Source organism: Muricauda sp. SCSIO 64092 (assembly GCF_023016285.1).
Lineage (GTDB): Bacteria > Bacteroidota > Bacteroidia > Flavobacteriales > Flavobacteriaceae > Croceivirga.
Window position 1 is genome coordinate 4882606 of the sequence record NZ_CP095413.1, and the last position, 25063, is coordinate 4907668.

19 protein-coding genes and 1 tRNA gene are annotated in these 25063 nt (G+C 43.5%); 12 read left to right on the plus strand and 8 right to left on the minus strand.

Annotated elements, in window-relative coordinates; all coding sequences use genetic code 11:
* Positions 1–470 precede the first annotated feature (470 nt).
* The 3 genes from L0P88_RS20235 to L0P88_RS20245 are packed head-to-tail and all read right to left on the minus strand — an operon-like array spanning position 471 to position 2335.
* Positions 471–1070, minus strand: a complete 600-nt coding sequence (locus L0P88_RS20235; protein WP_247131698.1) for a Maf family nucleotide pyrophosphatase — start codon at positions 1068–1070, stop codon at positions 471–473.
* A complete protein-coding gene (locus L0P88_RS20240) occupies positions 1063–1590 on the minus strand; it encodes an HAD family hydrolase (RefSeq protein WP_158777564.1) in 528 nt (175 codons plus the stop codon). Before L0P88_RS20240 ends, L0P88_RS20235 begins: the two co-directional genes overlap by 8 nt.
* Positions 1574–2335: a Rossmann-like and DUF2520 domain-containing protein gene (locus tag L0P88_RS20245; protein WP_247131699.1), complete on the minus strand. Its 762-nt coding sequence runs from the start codon at positions 2333–2335 to the stop codon at positions 1574–1576. The genes L0P88_RS20240 and L0P88_RS20245 overlap by 17 nt, the downstream gene beginning before the upstream one ends.
* Positions 2336–2464: 129 nt before the next feature.
* Here L0P88_RS20245 and ccsA point away from each other — a divergent pair, with 129 nt between their 5' ends.
* On the plus strand, positions 2465–5638 hold the full coding sequence (gene ccsA, locus L0P88_RS20250) for a cytochrome c biogenesis protein CcsA (RefSeq protein WP_247131700.1): 3174 nt from the start codon (positions 2465–2467) through the stop codon (positions 5636–5638).
* A gap of 87 nt (positions 5639–5725) precedes the next feature.
* Here the strand turns inward: ccsA and L0P88_RS20255 are convergent, their stop codons facing one another.
* The gene (locus L0P88_RS20255; protein ID WP_247131701.1) at positions 5726–7003 is read right to left on the minus strand and encodes a M14 family metallopeptidase; all 1278 of its coding nucleotides are present in this window, start codon (positions 7001–7003) and stop codon (positions 5726–5728) included.
* Positions 7004–7219: 216 nt separating this feature from the next.
* Here L0P88_RS20255 and L0P88_RS20260 point away from each other — a divergent pair, with 216 nt between their 5' ends.
* The 3 genes from L0P88_RS20260 to bshB1 are packed head-to-tail and all read left to right on the plus strand — an operon-like array spanning position 7220 to position 10558.
* Positions 7220–8626: an MATE family efflux transporter gene (locus L0P88_RS20260; protein ID WP_247131702.1), complete on the plus strand. Its 1407-nt coding sequence runs from the start codon at positions 7220–7222 to the stop codon at positions 8624–8626.
* A gap of 43 nt (positions 8627–8669) precedes the next feature.
* The gene (locus L0P88_RS20265) at positions 8670–9839 is read left to right on the plus strand and encodes a trans-sulfuration enzyme family protein (protein WP_247131703.1); all 1170 of its coding nucleotides are present in this window, start codon (positions 8670–8672) and stop codon (positions 9837–9839) included.
* On the plus strand, positions 9836–10558 hold the full coding sequence (gene bshB1, locus L0P88_RS20270) for a bacillithiol biosynthesis deacetylase BshB1 (RefSeq protein WP_247131704.1): 723 nt from the start codon (positions 9836–9838) through the stop codon (positions 10556–10558). The genes L0P88_RS20265 and bshB1 overlap by 4 nt, the downstream gene beginning before the upstream one ends.
* A gap of 16 nt (positions 10559–10574) precedes the next feature.
* Here bshB1 and L0P88_RS20275 read toward each other — a convergent pair whose 3' ends face one another.
* Together L0P88_RS20275 and L0P88_RS20280 are read right to left on the minus strand one after the other, a co-directional pair.
* On the minus strand, positions 10575–12671 hold the full coding sequence (locus L0P88_RS20275) for a tetratricopeptide repeat protein (RefSeq protein WP_247131705.1): 2097 nt from the start codon (positions 12669–12671) through the stop codon (positions 10575–10577).
* 218 nt (positions 12672–12889) lie between these two features.
* Positions 12890–14923, minus strand: coding sequence for a tetratricopeptide repeat-containing sensor histidine kinase (locus L0P88_RS20280; protein ID WP_247131706.1), 2034 nt, complete (start codon positions 14921–14923; stop codon positions 12890–12892).
* Positions 14924–15049: 126 nt separating this feature from the next.
* On the opposite strand from L0P88_RS20280, the gene L0P88_RS20285 reads away from it, so the two are divergent.
* Positions 15050–15125, plus strand: a tRNA-His gene (locus L0P88_RS20285).
* A gap of 57 nt (positions 15126–15182) precedes the next feature.
* Here L0P88_RS20285 and L0P88_RS20290 read toward each other — a convergent pair.
* Both L0P88_RS20290 and L0P88_RS20295 read right to left on the minus strand, forming a co-directional pair.
* Positions 15183–16742 (minus strand): M28 family peptidase, encoded by a 1560-nt coding sequence (locus tag L0P88_RS20290; protein WP_247131707.1) that lies wholly within the window; start codon positions 16740–16742, stop codon positions 15183–15185.
* 32 nt (positions 16743–16774) lie between these two features.
* The gene (locus L0P88_RS20295) at positions 16775–17632 is read right to left on the minus strand and encodes a helix-turn-helix domain-containing protein (protein WP_247131708.1); all 858 of its coding nucleotides are present in this window, start codon (positions 17630–17632) and stop codon (positions 16775–16777) included.
* Positions 17633–17754: 122 nt separating this feature from the next.
* Between L0P88_RS20295 and L0P88_RS20300 the strand changes: the two genes are divergently transcribed.
* The 7 genes from L0P88_RS20300 (at position 17755) to L0P88_RS20330 (ending at position 25058) form a co-directional block, all read left to right on the plus strand.
* Complete coding sequence (locus tag L0P88_RS20300; protein ID WP_247131709.1) at positions 17755–18663, plus strand: dihydrodipicolinate synthase family protein; 909 nt, start codon at positions 17755–17757, stop codon at positions 18661–18663.
* Positions 18660–20243: an aldehyde dehydrogenase (NADP(+)) gene (locus tag L0P88_RS20305; RefSeq protein WP_247131710.1), complete on the plus strand. Its 1584-nt coding sequence runs from the start codon at positions 18660–18662 to the stop codon at positions 20241–20243. The genes L0P88_RS20300 and L0P88_RS20305 overlap by 4 nt, the downstream gene beginning before the upstream one ends.
* A gap of 1 nt (position 20244) precedes the next feature.
* Entirely contained in the window at positions 20245–21255 is a 1011-nt protein-coding gene (locus L0P88_RS20310; RefSeq protein ID WP_247131711.1) for a 4-hydroxyproline epimerase, read from the plus strand.
* A 1-nt stretch (position 21256) separates the two neighbouring features.
* The gene (locus tag L0P88_RS20315; RefSeq protein ID WP_247131712.1) at positions 21257–22507 is read left to right on the plus strand and encodes an NAD(P)/FAD-dependent oxidoreductase; all 1251 of its coding nucleotides are present in this window, start codon (positions 21257–21259) and stop codon (positions 22505–22507) included.
* Between the two features lie 82 nt (positions 22508–22589).
* Positions 22590–23525, plus strand: coding sequence for a hypothetical protein (locus L0P88_RS20320; RefSeq protein WP_247131713.1), 936 nt, complete (start codon positions 22590–22592; stop codon positions 23523–23525).
* A gap of 74 nt (positions 23526–23599) precedes the next feature.
* Positions 23600–24022: a PaaI family thioesterase gene (locus L0P88_RS20325; protein ID WP_247131714.1), complete on the plus strand. Its 423-nt coding sequence runs from the start codon at positions 23600–23602 to the stop codon at positions 24020–24022.
* On the plus strand, positions 24003–25058 hold the full coding sequence (locus L0P88_RS20330; protein WP_247131715.1) for a chorismate-binding protein: 1056 nt from the start codon (positions 24003–24005) through the stop codon (positions 25056–25058). Before L0P88_RS20325 ends, L0P88_RS20330 begins: the two co-directional genes overlap by 20 nt.
* Positions 25059–25063: the final 5 nt, after the last annotated feature.

The window sequence follows — 25063 nt, forward strand, 5'->3', positions numbered from 1 at the left end:
CAATTGACAAATTCCCAAACAGGCTCTAAATTGGACCGTAGCGTTTACGTCTGACTTTCCATATGTTTTGGGTACCCAAATACGACTATCATGTTCTTAAGGGGGATGTCTAGCTCAGGTGTTGCCATCTTGTCAAGCGAATTTTCGATTTTGGAGCATGTTTGTATGCTTAGAGAAGTGACAAGCGAGGATTATGTTCAGTTACATTTTGAATATTTTCTTTTCCAAAAATTGAATAACCTTTGTGATACGCCAAGGATAGAAACTACTATTAGACCCATTTTCGAAAAAAGATTGGCGTTTGCTTTTTGGCCATTGATTACGGAGCATGGTGTACGGGAAACATTGCCGTAAAATAGTCCAAGGATATCTCGTGAATCATCACAATCCTTATAGCATGGACTGGCAGTATTATACTTGAATAAGGAATAGCGTTCTTATCATAATATTTCTGTAAAACCTATCGGCTTTCAGTCCACAATGTTACTTAACATTTTGTAAACCAGATGGGTCGGTAGTCCCACAACATTGTTGTAGGAACCATGGATTTCCTCAATTCCTATGGCGCCCAACCATTCCTGAATACCATAGGCGCCAGCCTTGTCAAAAGGTTGACAGGTTTGGATATAATAGTCGATTTCCTTTTGTTCGAGACGCTTAAATTTTACCTTGGTGACCGTATGCGCCGTTTTCTGTTGTGTTGTGGTGGTAAAGCAGACAGAGGTAATGACCTCATGCCAATCCCCGGAAAGTTTTTGCAACATTTGGGATGCTTCCTGGGAATCAACGGCCTTTGCCAGGGACATTCCGTTCCACCATACCACGGTATCGGAGGTAATCAAAATCTCGTTTTCCCTAAGCATGCCCTTAAAGGCGGATGCCTTCAATTCTGCCAGATAGTTCGATATCCCTTCCGCTTTTAATTCTTTGGGATGGATTTCATCCACGGGTTTTAAACGAATCTCAAATTCCAGCCCCAGTTCCTCAAAAAACTTTTTTCTACGGGGGGAACCGGAGGCCAAAACGAGTTTGTACCCTTTTAATTTTTCTGCAAGCGGATTTTCAGTCATTTTTGGAACTGAAGTTGTTTTCCCAGTCGCCCCGAACTTTTAGGACCTGTTCAATAATATCCCGTACACAACCTTCCCCACCATTTTTATGGGAGACATAATCGCAGATGGCCTTGACCTCTGCTATGGCATTTTGGGGACAGGTGGCCAATTTTACACGTCTCATTGGGGGGATATCGGGCATATCATCACCCATGTACAGCACATTTTCCGGGTTAATGTTGTGGATGTCCAAATACTCCTCCAGAGGTTCTTCCTTATAGTGCGCTCCAAGATAAATATCCGTAATGCCCAGGCCTTTTAACCGATCTTTTACCCCTTGGTTGCTTCCTCCGGTAATAATGCAAATATTGTATCCCTTGATCAATGCGGTTTTAAGGGCGTAACCATCCTTTACATTCATTTTTCGCAACATTTCACCCGATGTGGTCACTAAAATTGTCCCATCGGTCAGTACGCCATCAACATCAAAGATAAAAGTGGTGATGTCCTTCAGGTATTCCTTATAGTTCTTTTTCATACAATGCCTTAATCGATTCGCTCAGTAATTGATAAATTTTTTGTTGAAGTGGGTCCTGTAATTGGCTGATATGCTGTTGCATGGTAACGATGTCGTTTCTCCTGGCCGGACCAGTCTGTGCTTCTTTGGGTGACAAATGTCGGATTTTGTTCACGGTTTCTAAAATCAACGGGAACAATAAGTGGAAAGGGATTTTATTTTCCGCACAGATTTCGTGGGCCATATGGTACAGGTGATTTGGGTAATTGTTGACCAAAACCGCACAGAGATGGAGCTTTTTCCGCTGAGCGGATGAAATACTGTACACCTGATTACTTATTGATTTTCCCAGGGTTTCCAGAAGCAAAAGATTTTCCTCACTTTCGGCTTCAATGCAAATGGGAATTTCACGGAAATGGACCTCATTCCCTCTGGTGAAGGTCTGTAATGGATAGAACACCCCACGTTGCCTGGATTTTAGGGCATCCATGGGAACACTTCCGGAAGTGTGGACCACTATCCCCATTTTATCCCTTAAAGTTTTGGAGACCTCTGTTATTGACGAATCCGAAACGGCCAAAATGTACATATCCGCCTCGGCAATTTTGGCTATGGAAGAGGTCTTGGAAACTTCTGGTTTAAAGTCCTTTATAGCCTCGCTGTTCCTCCCGTATACTTGGAGAACCGCAATATCCTTTGATTTGGAAAATGCATGGAACAAATGATTGGCCACATTCCCCGTTCCAAGAAGTACTACGCTAAGCATACCCAAAAGTACGAACTTGAAAGAGCCTTTTTAAAAAGAATTAACGGTTTTGTTTAAGAATTTGCTGGACAAACGATTCCGTTAAATCACTTCTAGGTCGTAATTTTGCAAGCCGAAAGCGAATGTCCTATGTTCGATCTATTAAAGAAAACACTGTTCTCCACCAAACTAATGGCCGTACTCTTCCTGCTTTTTGCAGCTGCCATGGGAATAGGCACCTTTATTGAAAGTTGGTACAGTACGGAAACCGCTCGGATTTACATTTACAATGCCACTTGGTTTGAGGCCATTATGGTGTTTTTTGTCATCAACTTTTTTGGGAACATTTATAGATACAATTTGCTGCAATGGAAGAAATGGCCGGTTTTGGTATTGCACCTATCTTGGATACTGATCATTGTTGGGGCATTTGTAACGCGTTACATCAGTTTTGAAGGAATGATGCCCATTCGGGAAGGGAATTCGGAAAAGGTTTTTTATTCCGATAAAACCTATCTCACGGCGTATATAGATGGACCAATTGATGGGCAGAACCGCAGAAAGGTACTTGAGGATGATATTTTGGTAACTCCGGAAGGAAAACGTTCCAGTCTCCCATGGAACGATGATTTCAACGGGCAAGCTTTTTCCATTGCCTTTGTGGACTTCATCAAAGGGGCAAAGGAAGGTTTGGTTCTTGATGAAAAAGGCAAGGAATATCTAAAAATAGTGGAGGCTGGTGATGGCCAGCGGCATGAGCACTACCTGGAAAACAATTCCATTGCCAGTATTCACAACGTGCTCTTTGCTTTGAACAAGGAAACCAAAGGGGCCATCAATATTTTTTACAGGGACGGGGAATATCAAATTCAATCGCCATTTGAAGGACAGTACATGCGAATGGCGGACCAGTTTCAAGGGGAATTGGTAAAAGACAGTATTCAACCCTTGCAACTACGTTCCCTGTACACTACCGTTGGAATGCAATTTGTGATTCCAGAACCTCCGGTGAAAGGATCTTATGGCGTGGTTAAGGTTCCTGAAAATGAAATTAATGAGCAAACCCAGGATGCATTGGTGGTGGCGGTGACCGTAAATGGGGAAACTGTGGAGAAGAGACTTCTGGGCAGTCAAGGGCCTTCCGACTTTTCCGATAAGTTTACCCTAAATGGGCTCGATTTTTCACTTCGATATGGTTCCAAGGTCTATGAGTTACCATTCCATGTACGGTTGAACGACTTTATAGCAGAGAAGTACCCAGGAACGGAAAGCAGTTACAAGTCCTTTATGAGCAAAGTGACCATTGAAGATGAACGCCCATATGACTATGACATTTTTATGAACCATATTTTGGACCATAGGGGATACCGCTTTTTCCAATCCAGTTTTATGCCGGATGAAAAAGGCACGGTGCTCAGTGTAAACCATGATCAATGGGGCACATGGATTACCTATATTGGGTATTTTCTTTTATATTTTGGACTGTTGGGCATCATGTTCTTTGGCAAAACCCGTTTTAAGGAGCTGGCGAAATCCCTGGATAAAGTGAAAAGGAAAAAGGCAACTTTGACTGCCGTATTGCTCCTTTGTTTTGGTTTGCACACTTACGGACAAGAACCACCACATGACGACCATACGGGTTTGCCCACCCAGACACAGATAGATTCCGTGATTCGTGCTACAACGGTGGATGTTGCCCATGCCGATAAGTTTGGGGAAATTGTCATCCAGGATGAGGGGGGGCGCATGAAACCCTTGCATACCTTTACTTCGGAACTGCTTCGTAAGCTCAGTGGAAAGGACAAATTCAAGGATCTAAACTCGGATCAGGTGTTTCTCTCCATGATGTTGAATCCCCCACTGTGGTATAATGTCGATTTTATCAATGTAGGGGAAAGGCAAAACGATAGTATCCGACAGATTATTGGCGCAGAAGGAGGGCAGAAATTTATAAATGCCACGGATTTGTTCGATGCTACCGGTATGTACAAGCTAAAACCGTATTTGGAAGCCGCCACGTCCACCACAAATCCCAATAAGTTCCAAAAGGATTTTATTAAGGTACATGAGCGTATAGGGTTGTTAAATATGGCCCTGAGCGGACAGATTCTAAAGATTTTTCCACTTTTGAACGATGAGAACAACAAATGGATTTCGGCAGTTGAGTTTCGTTCCGGACAGTATCAGGTGCAGGATTCCCTATACGCCAACTTTATGGCAAACGGTTTGCCCTATTACTTGAATACGCTTCAAAATTCCATCGCTACGGGGGACTATTCGGAGTCCAATAAACTTCTGGAGGCCTTTAAACAGAACCAAAGGAATCATGGGCAGGAAGTACTGCCCACGGAAAAGAAGGTCAAGACCGAAATCCTGTATAACAAACTGGACATTTTTAATCGTTTGTTCAAGTATTATGGAATGGTGGGATTATTGTTGTTCATCGTATTGGTGCTTCGCATTTTTAAGGATAGGGAGATTTGGAAAGCGGCCACCTACTTTTTAAAGGGAATCATAATCCTCTTCTTTATTTGGCATACTGCCGGGTTGGTCCTTCGTTGGTACATCTCTGGCCACGCCCCTTGGAGTGATGCGTACGAAAGCATTTTATATGTGGCTTGGGCTACCCTGGCCATGGGACTGGCCTTTGGTAGGAAAAGTGAATTGACCATTGCGGCCAGTACTTTTGTCACCTCCATGTTATTATGGATTGCCCATCAAAGTTGGGTAGACCCTTCCATAGCCAATCTGGTCCCCGTTTTGGACAGTTATTGGCTTATGATCCATGTAGCGGTCATTGTGGGCAGTTATGGACCGTTGACCGTGGGAATGATCTTGGGGGTCGTATCCCTATTGCTCATTATCCTTACCACCAAAGAGAACAAGAAGAAAATGGAACTGAACCTCAAAGAACTGACCATCATAAATGAACTGGCACTTACCGTAGGTTTGGTGATGTTGACCATTGGTAATTTTTTGGGAGGCCAATGGGCCAATGAGAGCTGGGGGCGTTATTGGGGTTGGGATCCCAAAGAGACCTGGGCCCTGGTTTCCATAATGATATACGCCTTTGTGCTCCATATGCGATTGGTCCCTGCACTTAAGGGTAGATGGTTGTTCAACTTTATGAGCGTGGTGGCCTTTGGTGCCATTATGATGACCTATTTTGGAGTTAACTTTTATTTAGTGGGGCTACATAGCTATGCACAATCCGGTTCTGCGGCGATTACCCCGGACTATGTAAAGTACATTGTTTTGGCCGTTATTCTTCTTGGAGGTATTAGTTACTGGAGGTATCGGGCGAATTACGTACAAGCAAAATAGCTGTCTTTCCGAACGAGCGGAGTGAGGAGGAATCGCTTTAGATTTCTCACTGCCGTTAGCAGATTCGAAATGACATAATGTTTCTATTCACTCCATTAGCAAGCCCATCAATTCCTCAGCGGCCACCTTTCCTTTTTCCCTTAAAAAATCCCTGGGGGTGTTGTCACCCAATTCAAATACGATTGCAGGCATTCCGTGGGCTACAAAAAAATGGTTTCTGGAGACCATGGTTGGCGTCACTTTTTTGGAAGCACTGATATTGGTCTTTTTTGAAGGTAAACGATTTGAGATGCGCGTAATCCAATCAAATACTATTTTACCCCTTTCCCCAGTGACCGTGGTATCCAAAGGATAGTAGATATCATCCCAGGTGGAGTGGAAGTCGACCCCAAAAACAAATTCGTACCCATCCTCACGTTTTTGCTTTAAAAAATCGCGGATTGCCCTGGTCTCGGGCTGATTGAATTCCTGCCAATCCCGGTTGAGGTCAATACCACCGGAATTATGTCTCCAGTTTCCATTGTCCACCCCATCGGGATTCATCAAGGGTACATTAAAGACCGTAAATTTTTTCCGAAACGCCCTGGCTTGGTCCGAATCTCCCGCAAGGGTTTCCATGAAGGACTTCATGGCCAAAAAACCGGTTACTTCCGGTGGATGTTGACGGGAAATGATCACCAATGCCTTTTTTGAAGCACCTTCGTCCACTTCCATAAGGTTCATTGTACGACCTTCCCGACTCTTCCCAATTTCATAATTGGATATAAATCGTTTTTGGGAAAGGGAATCCACCCATTGTCCCACTCTTTTGGAAGGATACAATTCCTGGGCAGTTATCCAAATTGGCTTTTCGTCCACCCGAACCGTGACCTCCACAAATTCCGGCGCAGCTTTCAATCCAAACGCTCCCTCCCCCGGGTTGATCGCTTTAAATTGGGTACTGTCCAAGGCCTTAAAATGCAGGCCATCATGGCTTATTTTTGGGTAATACCGACTTCGACTGTCCTGATACGTCAGCTTTAAGGTAATTTCCTGTGCTGTGCTGCCCCAAACTTTAAAACCATACCAAGGACTGGGGTTTATGGGAGTGTTTTCTGCAGTAAACCAAAGGGTGTAATGGGTATTGGAATCCTGGGCAACACCATTTAAACGGGCCCCATCAAACTGATTGCTGAAAAAAACCGTACTGTCCTGAAAAGCCCAGACCCCTTTCCATTGTCGTTGTACCGGTTTCGTTTTGGTGGACACAATTGGGGTGGGGCCTTGCCCTTGATATCCCGATTTTTCAACCGCAGGTTTGGTGTTTTTACAAGCGAAAAGCACTAGAAAAAAAACGGCGACAATCGGTATGGAATGTATTTTCATGATTCTTGAATTAGCCTATGGAAAAATATGGATTTTTAAGAAAATTATGGTTTTGATGTTATTTTCAAAAGTTTTATGCATCTTTGCACCATCATGAAGTAATGGAAATTATGAACACACTGGCATTTTTGGATCTGTTCCCGACCAAGTAACCGAAAGGGAGTTTTTGGTTACACGCTAGTTTTCTTCATTTTTTAACATCATAATTTCTAAATCATGTCATCACGACAATTATCAATAAAACAATTAGTTACGTATTTCTGGATTGCCATTTCCGGTAAGGAGCAGGAATTTACCAATGGGAGCATTCGCAAGGCCATTTTTATGCTATCCATCCCCATGATTTTGGAAATGCTTATGGAGAGCATTTTTGCCTTGGTCGATATTGCCTACGTTTCCAGGGTAAGTGTAAATGCGGTAGCGACCATTGGCCTAACGGAATCCGTTATTACCCTGGTCTATGCCATTGCCATTGGCTTAAGTATGGCCGCAACGGCCGTAGTTGCCCGCAGGGTAGGGGAACAAGATTTGAAAGGAGCCCGGGAAGCTGCGGTACAGGCCATTTTCCTAGGGGTATCGGTAGCGCTTATTGTTGGGGTGATAGGGCTGCTCTACAATAAGGAAATCCTTGCCTTAATGGGGGCCGAGCCCGATTTAATTGAGGAAGGCCATGGGTACACCAAATGGTTGATCGGTGGGAACATCACCATTCTTTTACTTTTTCTGATCAATGCTATTTTTAGGGGTGCTGGGGATGCCAGTATTGCCATGTGGACCTTGGTGCTTTCCAATGGATTGAACATCATCCTTGATCCCATCTTTATTTTTGGATGGGGTCCAGTACCTGAATATGGTGTTATGGGAGCCGCTATTGCCACCAACATTGGTAGAGGGACGGCCGTAGTATTCCAATTGGGTATTTTATTCTTTGGTTGGGGCAAGATCAAATTGGTATTGAACGACGTTATGTTGAATGTTAAGGTCATGTTCAACCTGATCAGGGTTTCCTTAGGGGGAATCGCCCAATTCCTCATTGGAACATCCAGTTGGGTGTTTTTGATGCGAATCATGAGCGAATTTGGTAGTGAGGTCCTTGCGGGATACACTATTGCCATAAGGGTAATGATGTTTACACTAATGCCCTCCTGGGGAATGAGCAATGCTGCTGCAACACTGGTAGGGCAGAACCTGGGGGCCAAACAACCGGAACGTGCGGAGAAATCGGTTTGGATAACGGGAAAATACAATGCCTATTTTATGGGGCTGGTATCCATTGTTTATCTGCTATTTGCAAAACAAATCGTTGGAATGTTCAATAGTACCCCTTCGGTAGTGGATAATGGGGGACTTTGTCTCCAGATCATTGCTGCGGGTTATATTTTCTATGCCTATGGAATGGTAGTGACCAATGCCTTTAACGGATCCGGGGACACACAGACCCCAACAAAGATCAACCTGATTTCGTTTTGGCTGTTTCAATTGCCTTTGGCCTACCTATTGGCACTGGTTTTGGGCTTTGGGGCAATGGGTGTTTTTATTGCCATTACCACGGCAGAAGTGCTGTTGGCCATAATTGCCATTGTTTGGTTTAGGAAAGGAAATTGGAAAGCGGTCCAGGTTTAGGGTTGCCACCATTTTTCTTACTTTTAGCAATCAATTTAAAGTCATGGAAAAAGGAAGAGGAATCAATACCATTTGCACACATGTCGGTGGGGTTGTGGATGAACGTTACAAGGGGGCAATTTCCCCTTTGTATATGGCCACTTCATATGCCTTTGAGGATATTGATGAGAAACGTTATCCACGGTATTTCAATACACCCAACCAGCAAGCGTTGACCAAGAAAATAGCCGCCCTGGAACATACTGGGGATGCCATGATTTTTGGTAGTGGAATGGCAGCAATAAGTCATACGTTAATGGCCTTTTTAAAGGCTGGGGATCATATTGTTTTTCAGCAGGCGCTTTATGGGGGCACGTATAATTTTGCAACGACCCAATTGGAGAAATACGGTATTTCCTATTCCTTTACCCATGGTTGGGAGGCCAAGGACTTTGAGGCCAAAATGCGATCGAACACCAAGGTAATCTACATAGAGACCCCTTCCAATCCTTTATTGACCATTACCGACTTAAAAGCGGTTTCGGATTTGGCAAGATCCAAAGGGGTCCTTACCATGATCGACAATACCTTTGCAAGCCCGATCAATCAAAATCCCGCAGATTTTGGCATCGATATCATGATTCATAGTGCTACCAAATATATGGGTGGCCATTCGGACATCTGTGCGGGGGCAGTGGCAGCTTCTGAAGATCACATAAAGAGACTATGGGAGTCTTCCATTTGTTTTGGAGGTAGTTTGAGTGACCAAACGGTATGGTTGTTGGAACGGAGCTTAAAAACCATGGGTCTTCGTGTGAAGGCCCAAAGTGATAATGCCCACAAACTGGCCGAACTATTGGACGATCATACCGCTATTGATAAAGTGTATTACCCCGGATTGAAATCGCATCCCGGACATGGATTGGCCAAGTCCCAAATGAAGGGTTTTGGCGGGATGCTTTCTTTTGAACTAAAAGAAGATTTCAATCCGTCGGACTTTATGAAATCCCTGCAATTGATCAAACCCTCAATGAGTTTGGCAGGTGTGGAGAGTACCGTTACATCGCCGGTCATGACCTCGCATGCCCTGATGGGCGAGGAAGATAGGAAAGCCCAAGGTATTCGGGATGGATTGATTCGTTTCTCCGTAGGTATTGAAGAAGTGGAGGACTTGATGGAAGATATTGACCAGGCAATCAATCAATTAAAATCTAAAACCGTTCTTGCCCAATGAAATTGGATATCCTAGTTTTTGGTGCCCATCCCGATGATGCCGAGTTGGGTGCAGGGGGGACCATTGCAAAAGAAGTAGCCTCCGGAAAGAAGGTGGGCATAGTGGATTTGACCCGTGGAGAGTTGGGTACGAGGGGCACTCCCGAGATAAGGGATAAGGAAGCGGCGAAAGCTGCGGAAATCCTCGGAATTTCCATTCGGGAAAATTTAGAATTTGCCGACGGTTTTTTTGTGAATGATAGACCACACCAGTTGGAGGTGATTCGAATGATTCGAGAATACAGACCGGAAATTGTGCTGTGCAATGCGATTGATGATCGGCATATAGACCATGCCAGGGGAGCAAAACTGGTCAGTGATGCCTGTTTTTTGAGTGGACTTGTAAAAATTGATACCAAAATGACCGGCGGTGGGCAATGGCAGGAGCCGTGGCGTCCAAAAGGGGTTTATCACTATATCCAATGGAAGAATCTTGAACCGGATTTTGTACTGGATGTAAGCCGTTTTATCGAGAAAAAACAAGAGGCCATTTTGGCCTATTCCTCACAGTTTTTTGACCCAAATAGTGACGAGCCAGAGACGCCCATCAGTAGTAAGAACTTCCTGGATAGTGTGAATTATAGGGCCCGGGATTTAGGGAGATTGGTGGGGGTGGAGTATGCAGAGGGCTTTACAACGGAGCGATATGTGGCAATCAAAAGTTTGGACGATTTGATTTAACTATTGCTAACAGGCCCTAACTGGCCTTGCGATATTTTTTAGTGATTTTTGGAACGGTAAAGTAAAAGATGGACCCCTTCATTGGTTTACTTTCCACCCATATTTTACCTTTATTTCTTTCAACCATTTCCTTGCATAGGGAGAGTCCCAGTCCAGTTCCTTTTTCGTTGTTTGTCCCATAAGTAGTGATATTTGAGTTTTCCTGGAACAACTTTTTTCTGGTTTTTTCATTCATGCCAATACCGGTGTCCCTTATTTTGACCTTCCAAAAGTTTCCATCTTCCTCGGCTTCCAGGGTAATCAGGCCATTTTCCGGAGTGAATTTTATGGCATTGCTGATCAAATTTCGTATCACGATATCAACTTGATCTTCATCGGCCAGGATAAAACAGTTTTCGGGCATTTGATCCATAATTTTTATGGATTTGTTGCTTGCCATTTCAGATAGGAGTTTCATACTGCCATGAACAAGTTTATTGAGTTTGACCATTTTTGGTTTGGTGACGGTTCCATTCATTTGTGAATATCCCCAAGACAGCAAATTGTTCAGCGTAAATAAAATATGATCCACATCCCCCCTAAGCTTGGGAAGGAACTTGGAAAGGTCCTCTTTGGCAACGTCCCCACTTGCCAAAAGCTTGAGTAACCCCTGTAATGCCCCAATGGGACCCCTTAAATCATGGCCAATTATGGAAAATAGCTTATCCTTGGTCTTGTTAATGGAATTCAACTCGGTTTGACTCTCCTCAAGGCTTTGGGTATTGATCTTTAGTGCCTTGTAAAGTCTTTTCAGTTTCTTTTGGTTAAAATAAAGGGGGATGGCAGTAGCCAATAGCACCATTAAAATGATTATGGAAGCGTTAATAAAGTTTCGTTGTCTGGCCAACTCCTTTTCCTTGTCGGCAATCAATAGTTGCTTGTCCTTATCGTACTTCAACTTTGTTTTCAGAAGCATTAAACTCCTTTTGTTCTCATCCTTGTAAAGGGAATCCGTAAGTTTTTGAAAGATTTCATGATAATGCAGTGCTTTTTCAAAATCCCCTTCGTTTTTACTGATTTTATAGAGGGTCTCAGCACAATCCCTTTGTCCTCCCAAGGATTTGATGGTATTGGCTACATCAAATGCGGCCAAGGCATACTCATTCGATTTTTCATCCTCTCCCATCCCCAGATAGGCCGCGGCCATTCCATTTAGGAGGTCGATCCTACTTCGGTCGTCTTCCAGGTTTTGGTGTAAAAGGTTGCTCTGATCGTACCAGTACAAAGCCCATTTGTATTTCCCCTGTCTTAAATAAACCTCACCTTTTACGCTATAGGCAAACGCCAACCAATCATAGATTTCATTTTTCTCAAATGTGGCGATACTCGTATTGATATTGAACATGGCATGATCATAGTTCCCCATATCGGCATAAATCTCGGCAAGGTTGCTCAGCGTTTCCGCGATGATTATCCCATTCCCGATTTCTTGATTTATCTTCTTTACCTTCTTGTAGAATTCCAACGCCTCGTCGTATTCTTTTTGGGCCGAATACAGACTTGCAATATTTTCATTTAGAATGGATTGCATAATCTTGTTTTCAGAGGCATTTGCCAAGTCCAAACCGGTCAGGAAATATTTTAGTGCCTGTTCAAAATCCCCTAGGTAGGAATACTCATTTGCCAGACTGTTCAAGATGCCCATTTTGGTGGATGGGTCTTCCAGGTAACCTGCCAAATTTAACGCTTTGGAGAAGTAGGATATGGCCATTTCATTGTTACCGTTGTCCGAATGAAAGCCCCCAATGTTGGCCAAAGCTTCTGATTCCCCGGAAAGATATTTTACTTTTCTACTCAGGGAGAGTGCCTTTTTGGATAGGTTGAGAAGGCTGTCCTCTTTGACAAAACGATATTCCCGGGCCAAATCATTAAGAAGATTGATATAGGTTTTGTCCCTTTGGTAATCTGGGGTGGTCTTTTCAATAAATTGTATTTTTCTGGATAGGCTATCCCTAACATTTTGTTGTCCAATCACCTTACCAAATGGGCACAGCAAAAGAAAGACAAGTATGGGTAGGGAAACTACCCTAATATTGCCATATTTGGAATTGTTGTAGGCTAGGTGTTTGGGCATACCTAAAATATCTAAAGTATAAAATTAGGTGTACAGCTTATTTTGTGCGAATAAATGTTGTGAAGTGTCCTTTTTTGTGTGTTTTAGCGATTAAAACCGTATTATGTCGATAAATTACATTGGCTCGATCAATTTGATGGGGTCCCACCGATCCAAACCAGTTTTCAGTTGTGGCGGGGAATTATTGATTTCAGGTGGATTATTGAACATACAGGTTCTTAATTATTGGAAAAGTAGAGGTAGATACTACTCCCTTTATTGAGTTGGCTCTCAATTTTCAAGGAACCCTTGTTGACCCTGATCAGTTCTTGTGCTATTTGTAAACCAATTCCGGTACCTTTTTCTTTTTTTGTCCCTGGAGTTGAATTGATGATCGAGCCGTTTGTAATGGCTTTCACGGTTTCCTGATTCATTCCTATACCGGTATCCCGAACGGAAATTTCGGTCTTGTCACCCGTATCATTGCCCCCAAAGTAAATGGTACCCTTTTCTGGGGTAAACTTAATGGCATTGGAGAAGACATTCCTTAAGATAATATCCAGGTGAACAGGGTCTACCATTATTTTGAGATCGGAGTCGATGGAAAACTGTATGTTTATTTCCTTGGCCCTGATTTTGGTGCTGTAAAGCTTATGAACGTCCATGGCCTTGGGTTTTACCAAAACCTCTTTTGTATTGGGCCGTATTCCATTCATTTGGGTCTTTGCCCAGTACAGTAGATTATTTAGTGTAAATGAACTATGGTCGACATTCTGCTTTAACCTTGGAGCAAATTTGGCCATGTCTTTTTCCGAAATTTCATTGGCATCGTACAGTTCAAGCAATTCTTGTAAAGTGCCAATGGGCGCTTTAAGGTCATGGCCAATGATTGAGAATAGTCTGTCCTTGGTTTTGTTGAGTTCCCTTAGGGTCAGATTGGCTTTTTTCTGGTTGATCGCATTTTTTCTGATCAACAGAATTATGATGAGAAGGGTGGTCAGCAGAATTCCAGAAATATAGGTAATGGTCCGTTGCCTGGCCAACTCCTTTTCGTTCTCAAATTCCTTTAATTCTTGCTCCCTATCAAATTTGGCCTGGGCTTCCAACATCAAAAACTTTGTTTTGTTCTCCGACTCCAATATGGAATCGGAAAGATGCTTGGCGGTCTGCATGTATTCCAGGGCTTCCTTTAACTGGTCCTGATCCAAATATAATTTGTACAATAGTTCCGAAGCCCTGACAATACCCTGGTGGTAACTGATATTTGTAGCTATTTTTTTTGCCGCTTTTGCATATTCCGTACTCTTTGTGAAATCTTTTTTGAAATAGTAGGTATCGGCCATTCCCTGCAAGGTTTCGGCTTTGCGTTGTTGATCTTGGATGGGTAACAGTAAAGCTTCGGATTTTGTAAAGAATCCGAGCGCATCATCATATTTTTTTTCACGTATGGCCACTTCCCCCATTGTAATCCACCCAAATGCCTCAAAAGCTTGATACTTTTTTTTGCCCAGTACATCAAGGGACTTTTTACAATACGCCTTGGCCTTTTCATAGTCTTCGGTATGCAGGTATAAATACCCCAAATTGGCCTGAATTTGTGCCCGCTGTACGTCGTCGCCGGACGCTTCAACGAGCTGTAATGCTTTATTATAATAGGGGAGGGCTTGTTCGTAACCTTTTAGAAGTGAAAAGGCCGTGGCCAGGTTCATGAGAAAGAACCCCTGCATTTCCGTATCCCCTTTTTCCTCGGCATACCGTTCACCTTCCTTACAAAGCAAATACGCTTCTGGATAATCCCCCTTCATAAAATGGCCGAGGGCTTTGGCATTCAGTCCTTTAAGAAAAATAGTGTCAGCATTTACCTTTTTTGCGAGTTCAAGTGAGGCATCAATATTTTTAAATCCAGCAGTGTGGTGTCCCCTTAAAAGACAGTAGATACCGAGTCCTAACTTTCCACCGGCCAATCCCTTGGTGAATCCGCTCTCTTTGCTGAGGTGTATGACCCGCTCTGAGATGGACTTCGTACTATCGGGAATTTGATAGATGTAACTCGTTCCCAGTTTGTACAATACCTTAATGTAATTGGTATCCGTAGGCTGAAATCCATAACGTTTTTCAAGCCTGTCCTTCTCTCGGATCAAGCTGTCCGTTAGCTTTTTTTGAGCATGGATATGTCCTTGTAGAAGTATCGATAAAAGGGCATAAACGAACCACCGCCGATAGGGGAACGGATTGATATCAAAACGAGGTAAGCGGATAGGTCGCAACTCCAAGTGAGTTAATTATTTTATGTCCAGTAATTTACGACTCGGAACGCTTTTTTCAAATTTTCATGACGCTATTTTATTTTTATTTGGTAGGTTATTCCAAAAAAAAGTACCTTTGCGACCGCTCAAAATGGTGGTTGTAGCTCAGTTGGTTAGAGCGCTGGATTGTGGTTCCAGAGGTCGCCGGTTCGAACCCGGTCTTCCACCCTAAAAAGTAAAACGAGGTCCTACCTTCTTTAGGTGGGACTTTTTGTTTTTTATAGGGCTACTTTATAGCCTTGTCCACAAGAACGGGATTGTCCCTATTGGCCACCTCCCATGCCGTGTGGAAGATGAGTTGTGATCGGTTTTTTAAAAGATCATAGTTTATTTTGTCAGGGGTATCCCCAGGCCTGTGATAATCCTCGTGGGTCCCGTTAAAATAAAAGATGATGGGAATATTGTTCTTTGCAAAATTGTAGTGATCACTTCTATAATAAAAACGATTGGGATCGTTCTCGTCATTATAGGTGTAGTCCAGTTCTATATTGGTGTATCTGGTGTTGACCGCTTCGGACAGTTCATGGAGTTCGGTACTCAATTTATCGGAACCAATAAGATACACATAATTCCGGTCGCCTTCCCTTTTGGGATCGATTCTCCCAATCATATCAATATTTAAATTGGCAACGGTATTCTTTAAAGGGACGATAGGTTCATAGTCCGTATAATATTGGGAGCCTAAAAGCCCTTTCTCCTCACCGGTTACATGAAGGAAAACAATGGATCGGTCTGGTCCCATACCCTGATCGGCAGCCTCTTTAAAGGCTTCGGCAATTTCCAACATGGCAACGGTCCCGGATCCATCGTCATCGGCACCATTATTGATCTTCCCATCTGCTGTTATGCCAATATGGTCCAAATGTGAGGAGATTACAAGGTACTCTTCGGGCTTTTTGGAACCTTTAAGTAGGGCCACCACATTCTCCGAATCAATCTGGGTATCCGTACTTTCAATTTGCAAATCTATGGAAGCAGAAAGGATGGCCTGTCCATCATCTTTTTTCAGGTTTGGATATAAAGCATCAATGGCCGTGTCATTAAGGAAGATCAAAAAATCGTCTTTGGTCTCCGCATTCAATTGCATCCTTCCGCTATTGTTGGTCTTCATAAATTCAAAATAGCGTTTGTACCTCGTAAAATTGTCCGGATCGTAATAGAACACACCTTTGGCCCCCTTTTGGGCAGCAAGGTCTGCGCGTTTTCCAATGGACTCGGACATATTGCTCCATACGGACTGCTCATCCGTGCCGGAAATCACATAGGTACCATCCTCGTTTTTGGGCTCACCAAATTTCATGAGCACTACTTTATCTTGAACATCCATACCTTGGTAATCCGAGTAGGTACCTTCCTCAATCCCATAGCCAACATAATGTATTTCATGTAATGTTCCTTCTGCTTTTGAAAACGTAAGGACATCGTCTCCCAGCGGGAAATCCTGACCGTTGATGACCATCTTGCCCTCAGGTACGTTACTTATGGACAGCGCCACTTTTTGAAAATAATCCCCATTTGCCTTTGCTGCGGGAATACCTAGTGCTTCGTAATAGTCTTTGATATACTCCACGGCCTTTTTCTGGCCGGGTTGGCCCGTTTCACGACCTTCAAAATCATCTGAGGCATAGGTAAAAAGATGTTCTTTTAGTTCTTCTTCCGTAATGGTCGACGCAAAGTCCGTTGGATCAACATTTACCTCTTGGGGTTTTGGGGTTTCCGTAACGGTCTTCTGGGAAGAATTGCAAGCAAAGGCCAAAACCGCAAAAATGAGAATCAGTTTTTTCATTTTTCCATTTATATAACGTTCAAAAATAGGGATTACCCTTCAATATCCTGAATAATGCGATAACGATAGGTTCTTGGGTTCATATGGGTAATTTCCTTGAACTGCCTGTTAAAATTTGAAATGGACGGGTACCCCGATAGTAGGGCAATCTCGGAAATTGGGGTTTCCGGCATTTCTTTCAGTAATTCACAAGCATGTTGAATGCGTATCTCAGTTAAAAATTGAAAAAAAGTCTTGTTCGTACGTTGTTTAAAGAACCTACAAAAAGCATTCTTGCTCATGTGGATTTTTTGGGCAACATCTTTCAGCAAAATTTCATTTTGAAAGTTCTGCATCACATGGTCGAATATGAGCTGTAGGCGCTGTCCTTGATTTTTGGAAATTCTAAAGGTATACGGTTTTTGGACCAAGGGGGTTTTATCCACTTTTGACACAAACCGTAAAAGTTCCAAAAGCTTTAGAAAGAGCTGAAATTTGTTTTCGTTTTTCAACTGATGGAACTGGTCTTCAATAAAACCACTTTTATCCTTTACCATAAAACCAAAGAGTAGGTCCTTAAGTACAGGTTGCAGGACAATCATTTCCTGATTCGCAAAGAAACCCTGGCCAAAAGCGTTTTCCGTAAAAAATATGGTGGCCCTATGGGAAACATCCGAATCGGGATGGCTTAAGAACAAATGAGGTAAGTTGGAACCGATCCCAATAAAATCTCCTGACCTAAAGGTGGTGATCTCGTTACCAACGACCAGTTTTCCCCTACCGGAAATGATATAACTTAACTGGATTTCCTGGTGTTGGTGAAGCTTGTCGTAAAAACGTCTGGAACGGTCCACTTGAAAGATTACATTTTCATTGGGCTTTTTGGGAATTTTAAATGGATATACCTTCATTTAGGCTTTTAGATGCGTATGAATTACAAAAAAGGGTAATATAAAGGTAGAATATACTAATTTTTAGAAAGAATAAAAGAGGGAACACCACTACTTTTGGAAGAAACTTTTAAGAACGTACTATGGAATGGAAAGGTGTTATGCCGGCGGTTACCACCAAATTTACCAATGATGACCAACTGGATCTGGAAATGTTTTCCATCAACCTAAAAGCGCAGTTGGATGCCGGGGTTGAAGCTATTATTTTGGGGGGAAGTTTAGGCGAAGCCAGTACTTTGACCAATGGAGAAAAGCAGAAGATGGTGGAACACGCCACCAATTTTGTGGAGGGAAAAGTTCCTATCGTCATGAATATCGCGGAACGTTCAACAAAGGCTGCCATTGCCTTGGCCAAAAATGCCAAGGATTGGGGGGCAGGAGGCTTGATGTTGCTTCCCCCCATGCAGTATAAAGCCACTGATTATGAGGTGGTTACCTATTTTAAATCCATTGCCTCCAACACGGATTTACCTATTATGATTTACAATAACCCTGTGGATTACAAAATAGAGGTAACTTTGGCTATGTTCGATGACCTTTTGAAGGTGGACCATATTTTAGCCGTTAAGGAATCTACCCGTGACATCTCCAATATTACCCGTATACGGAATACTTTTGGGGATAGGTTAAAAATCCTTTGTGGGGTAGATACCCTGGCTTTGGAGAGTTTGGCGATGGGTGCCGATGGATGGGTTGCCGGTCTGGTGTGTGCCTTCCCTGCCGAAACAGTGGCCATTTACAAGTTGGTCAAAGCGGGAAGAATTGATGAGGCCATTGCTATTTATCGCTGGTTCTTCCCGTTATTGGAATTGGATATTAATCCCCAATTGGTCCAAAACATCAAACTGGCTGAGGTTGCCACCGGCATAGGAACGGAAAACGTTCGTCCGCCCAGACTTCCTTTGATGGGAAAGGAACGCGAACGGGTTTTACAAATAATAAGGGAAAGTTTAGAAAATCGGCCCAAATTGCCGGATTATAAATCGCTATGATTACAGGTAAAAACTATATCGGAAATGCGCTTTCGGCAAAAGGAAGTAAAGCATTCAGAACGTTCGATCCACTCCTAAACCTGGAAACGGAATGGACGTTTTATGAAGCTTCGGATACCGAGGTGAAACAAGCCGCGAACCTATCCTGGGATGCCTTTTCCGAGTACCAAGAGATTTCCGGGTCAAGAAAAGCCGAATTCTTAAGGGAAATAGCACATCAGATAGAAGCGCTTGAGGACCATTTGATTCGAGTGTATTGTCGGGAAACCGGATTGCCGGAAGGCCGGGCCAAAGGGGAACGGGGACGGACCTGTTTTCAGTTGCGAACCTTCGCCAATTTGGTGGAGGAAGGTTCATGGGTAAACGCCACAGTGGACACGGCAGAACCCGATAGAGCGCCCATTCCAAAACCTGATCTGCGAAAAATGTCGGTTCCCATTGGGCCCATAGCCGTTTTTGGTGCAAGTAATTTTCCGTTGGCCTACTCCACCGCAGGTGGGGATACGGCCAGTGCATTGGCCTCTGGTTGTCCAGTGGTGGTCAAAAGCCATCCCATGCATGCGGGCACGGGAGAGCTGATCGCTTCGGCGATCATTAAGGCTGTGGAAAAAACTGGAATGCCCAATGGCGTTTTCTCCAATTTGAACAGTAGCGGAATTGAAGTAGGTCAACAATTGGTCAGCCACCCTAAGATAAAGGGCGTTGGTTTTACAGGTAGTATCCAAGGCGGCCGCGCATTATTTGACATGGCCTCAAGAAGGGAGGAACCTATTCCGGTCTTTGCCGAAATGGGGAGTATAAATCCTGTAGTATTTTTACCCGGAGCATTGCATGCCAAGGCAAACGAGTGGGCAAAAACCTATGCTGGTTCCATTACCTTGGGTACGGGACAATTCTGCACTAATCCGGGTCTGCTTCTAGGGATAAAAAGTGATGGGTTGAATGCGTTTGTGCAAACCTTGTCGGATGAAATTGTTCAAATTGAACCTTCGAGTATGTTACATCCCAATATCATTTCCAAATACCAGGACAATAAGAAGGCCATGGTGGGTGAAGGAGGTGTAAGCGTGGTTGCGGACTATACCACTGAAGTGGCCGAAAACCATGCAAGACAGGCAATTGTAAAGGTTGATGGTGCCTCTTTTATCAAAAACCCAAAATTGCACCAAGAAGTCTTCGGTCCTTTTTCCATGGTAGTGGAGTGTGCCCATGAAGAAGAATTGATACAGGCCATTACGGGATTGGAAGGACAGCTTACCGGAACCATAATTGCCGGGCAAAAAGAACTTGGCGAACACCAAGCCGTTATCAATGCCCTCCAAAATCGAGTTGGTCGATTGATTTTTAATGGAGTGCCCACCGGAGTTGAAGTTTGTCCGGCTATGCAGCACGGAGGACCATATCCGGCTTCAACCGATAGTCGTTTTGGAGCTGTTGGCATTCACGCCATTGAACGATGGGTACGGCCCATAAGTTATCAAAACTGGCCAAATGCATCGCTTCCAGATGCCTTAAAAGATGAAAATCCATTGGGGATAACACGTTTGGTCAATAATCAAGTAACATCGGAACCCATTTGATATGTCCAGGCATATTTTTGAATGTATCGATGCCCATACCTGTGGCAATCCCGTTCGATTGGTAAAAAGTGGAGGTCCCAATTTGATAGGGAATACCATGAATGAAAAGCGGCTTCACTTTATCAGGGAGTACGATTGGATCCGTACGGGATTGATGTTTGAACCCCGGGGCCATGATATGATGAGCGGCAGTATGCTATATCCGCCCCATGATCCAACCAATGATATGGCCGTGTTGTTCATTGAGACCAGTGGATGTTTGCCCATGTGCGGACATGGAACTATTGGGACCATAACCATTGCCTTGCAGGAAGGGTTGGTACAACCCAAAAAAGAAGGGGAATTGCGCCTCGAAACACCTGCCGGGCTGGTGGAAATTCAGTACCAAATGGTAAATGGCAAAGTGGAATGGGTAAAATTGACCAATGTAACCAGCTATTTGGCGGCAGAAGGACTATCCATTCATTGTCCATCGCTTGGGGAGTTGCATTTTGATGTGGCTTATGGAGGAAATTTTTATGCCATTATCGATTCACAACAAAACTTTTCGGGTATCCAGGATTTCACGGCAAGCAAACTGATAGCGCTATCCAAGAGACTTCGGTCCCTGATCAATCAGAAATACCCCGACCATTTTGTCCATCCCGAAAATGAAACCATTCGGGACGTGTCACACCTACTTTGGACTGGTAAGGTCCTGGACGGAGCGTCCAATGGACGAAATGCTGTTTTTTATGGGGATAAGGCCATTGACCGTTCGCCTTGCGGGACAGGTACTTCGGCACGTTTGGCACAATTATATGCAAAAGGGGAATTGAATGTTGGGGAAGAATATGTCCATGAAAGCTATATTGGTTCCACCTTTACGGGAAAAATTGAAAAGGAAATCGATTTAGCAGGGAAAAAGGGCATCATTCCGAGTGTTAAGGGCTGGGCCAAGGTGTATGGATATAATACCATTGTCATTGATGATGGGGATGACCCTTATGCCCATGGTTTTCAAGTAATTTAGGATGGATAAAAGCGTTGTAGTCATTGGAGGAGGGATTATAGGTCTCTGTACGGCCTATTACCTTCAAAAAGAAGGCCATCAAGTTATCCTTATTGATAAGTCCAATATGGACAGTGGTGCCAGTTATGTGAATGCAGGGTATCTCACCCCAAGTCATATTGTACCGCTGGCCGCTCCCGGAATGATTTCCAAGGGACTAAAATATATGTTCAATTCGTCCAGTCCTTTTTACATGAAGCCGAGATGGGACAAAGACTTTATAAAATGGGCTTTGGCCTTCAAAAAATCATCAACAAGGGCAAAGGTTGCCAAGGCCATGCCCCACATTAGGGATATCAATGTTTTCAGTAGGGACCTTTTTGATGATTTAAAGACTTCAAAGGACATAGGGGATTTTCATTACGAACGCAAGGGACTGTTGATGTTGTACCAAACCCATAAGGAAGGTGATCATGAGAAGGAAACTGCGGTAAGGGCAAAACGTTTGGGGCTGCAATCCGAAATTTTGGACATTGAGGGAATCCAAAAAATGGAACCCAATATAAAAATAAAGGCGCTGGGCGCCGTTCATTACCACTGTGATGGACATACAACCCCCTATGATTTCATGTCCAAAATGATTTCCTTTTTGGAAAAATCGGGAGTTACAATCCATAAGAACGAAGAGGTGCTGGATTTTTCCGTTTCCGATGGAAGAATCACTACAATTCAGACCAAAAGCAACCAATACAAGGCTGATGAGGTGGTTTTGGCCTCCGGGACCTGGTCTTCCCATCTCACCAAAAAGTTGGGAATCCAATTATTCCTTCAAGCTGGGAAAGGTTATCGGATCGATATGACCAAATCCACCGGAATAACCATGCCTGCATTACTTTTGGAAGCCAAAATCGCGGTTACGCCCATGAAAGGGTTTACCCGCTTTGCGGGAACCATGGAGTTTTCCGGAATTAACAAAAGGATTCGAAAGGAAAGGGTGCAGGCCATCGTAGATGGTGCCAAACGATTTTATGAGGGACTGGAAATCCCTAAGGGCCCTTTGGAGGGCGCTGAATGTGGACTGCGTCCCGTAAGTCCGGATGGACTGCCTTATATTGGAAGGGTGGAAAGCCTTCAAAATATGACCATCGCCACAGGCCATGCCATGATGGGATGGAGTTTGGGCCCGGCAACCGGAAAATTGGTATCCGAAATCATTTCAGGACATCGCCCTTCCCTGGACCTCACACCCTATCATCCCGGACGTAGATTTTAAAAAAGGTATGTTCTCCCAATAATTTCGATAAGTGGCATCAAATTTGTTTTTCTGTTGGGGAACAAGAACGTAATTTTACAGCATGATAAAACACTACTCCTTTTTTCTTGTTTCCTTCCTGTTTTTGTCCACCATGGCCATTTCCCAGGAAATCAAACAATTTGGTTTAGAGGACTTTGACTTGAAAGGAAATGTAAAGACATGCCAGGTCATTACCGACTATGGACAGGAAATCTTTGAATTTGATATCCTTGGTAGACTTGTCCAGGTAACTACCCAATACAACGATCAGGACAAGGATGTTACCTCCTATAAATTTAACAAGGACCAACTCATGGAAAAACGGGTGGAGAGTTTTAAGGACAATGAATTGGATCTGTCCTCCTCCATGGCCTATCTGTACACAATAGATAGCACCGAAACAAAAACGATAACGGAACAGATCATTTCATACGACAGGGAGTTTGTAGAGGTTCAAGAATATCAGTACGACGAAGCGAATCGATTGTCCAATATCATTACTTCCCATCAAAATGCGGTAGACGAAGTAAAAATAGAGTATACGGCGTACAAGAACGAAACGACCAGGACGTATTTTGAAAATGGAATAGTGCAAAAATCCATTCGTGAGTCAACAAAAAACAGGAAGGGATCGGGAAATTTGAAAGTGGTTTTAACCAAAAACTACGTGGACGGCGAACCCGACAAAGCCATTGAACAAATCACGGATAGCAGGAATTTATTGATTTCCGAGAAAATCTTTTTCCATGATTTGACCAAAGGGGAATTTGTCCTACAGAAGAAGCACTCGTTTGAGTATGATCCAGAGGGTGTCTTGGTCAAGGAGATTATTAATAAAGGGAATGCCATCGCCGAAAAAAACTACATTTTTCAGTTTGATGACAACGAAGAACCGAACTGGGTAAAAAAAATAACAACTCCGGAAAATACATTTACCACAAGGAGAATGGACTACTATCCCAAAGCTGTTGCAGATTTGGAAATTCCCAAGGATTAAAGGAAAGGATGCGTTCTCCCAAAGGACATTTGATTCCTATTTTTGTGGCCATACCTTAGCGCTAAATGAAAACTATGGAAGACCATAAAGAAAAAATCCTTTCAATTTGCAACCAAATCCGTAAGGGGACTTTAATGGAGACCTTGGATATTGAGTATGTGGACGTTGGTGAAAACTTCTTGATTGCCAGGATGCCGGTTTCACCAAAAGTGCATCAGCCGGATGGCGTGCTGCACGGTGGGGCTTCGGTCGCTTTGGCCGAAAGTGTGGGCAGTGCCGCATCCTATGTTTTTTTGGACGGCAACAATTTTTACATTAGGGGCATTGAGATAGCCGCAAACCATGTCAAGAGCATTAGGGATGGTTTTGTTTATGCCAAAGCCAGTATACTTCATAAAGGACGTACGACCCAACTCTGGGAGATTCGAATAACCGATGGGGAAGGACAACTTATCTCCAATTGTAAATTGACCACCATTGCCCTCCCCAAAAAGTAATGAAATTATCCAAAAGGCCAATGAATGGCTAAAAGATGGTCTCCCATTTGTCATTTATCGTTATCCGGGAGATTTTTGGGTACGAGGTATTTTTCAACAGGATACCTCCCTTTTCACGGCACCTGATTTTCAGGTTTCCGGCTTCTTGTTTGCGCCTTTTGATACCACCGGTGACATGGTTCTGATACCTGGAAAGGTCCATAAGGGGGAAATTGTCCCACTACAACAGACCAAAACACATCAAAAAGCGGTGGATCTTTCGGAAAATGGGATGGAAACCTATCTGGAACTCATAAAAAAAACCGTTTCAGAAATACAGGAAAGTGAGGTAAGGAAAATTGTGATATCGCGGCGCATACAAAGACGTACTAAAAAAAGTCCCGTAGCCATTATTTCCAATCTTCTCGCCAAATATCCAAATGCTTTTTGCTATTGGTGGTACCATCCAAAAGTAGGGATGTGGTTGGGCGCCACACCGGAACGGCTGCTCACCTACAAGAATGGCGAACTATTCACGACCTCCCTCGCGGGAACCCTCCCTGCGGAAAAAGGGATAGCCCCCAAATGGACCCCGAAAGAACGCGAAGAGCAACAAATGGTGACCCACTATATTTTAAAAAGTTTGGAGGGCAAGGTGGAAAACCTGCAGGTTTCCGAACAAAAAAATGTAAGGGCAGGGGGGTTATGGCATTTGAAATCCGAAATACAGGGACGTCTGGATTCGAAAAAGGATTTGTATGGAATAGTCAACGAATTGCATCCAACCCCTGCAGTTTGTGGGCTTCCAAAAACCAGGGCGCTTGATTTCATCCTGAATTACGAAGGTTATGATCGGGAGTTTTATACTGGATTTTTGGGAACGTTGAATGTAGAAGGCAAGGAAGAGATGGATTTATTCGTAAATCTTAGGTGTTTCAAATATGATGATGGAAATGCACAAATCTTTGTAGGAGGCGGAATTACATCGGCATCCGATCCACAAAAAGAATGGGAAGAGACCCAATTCAAGAGCAAAACCATTCTGGACGTGTTGTGATATAC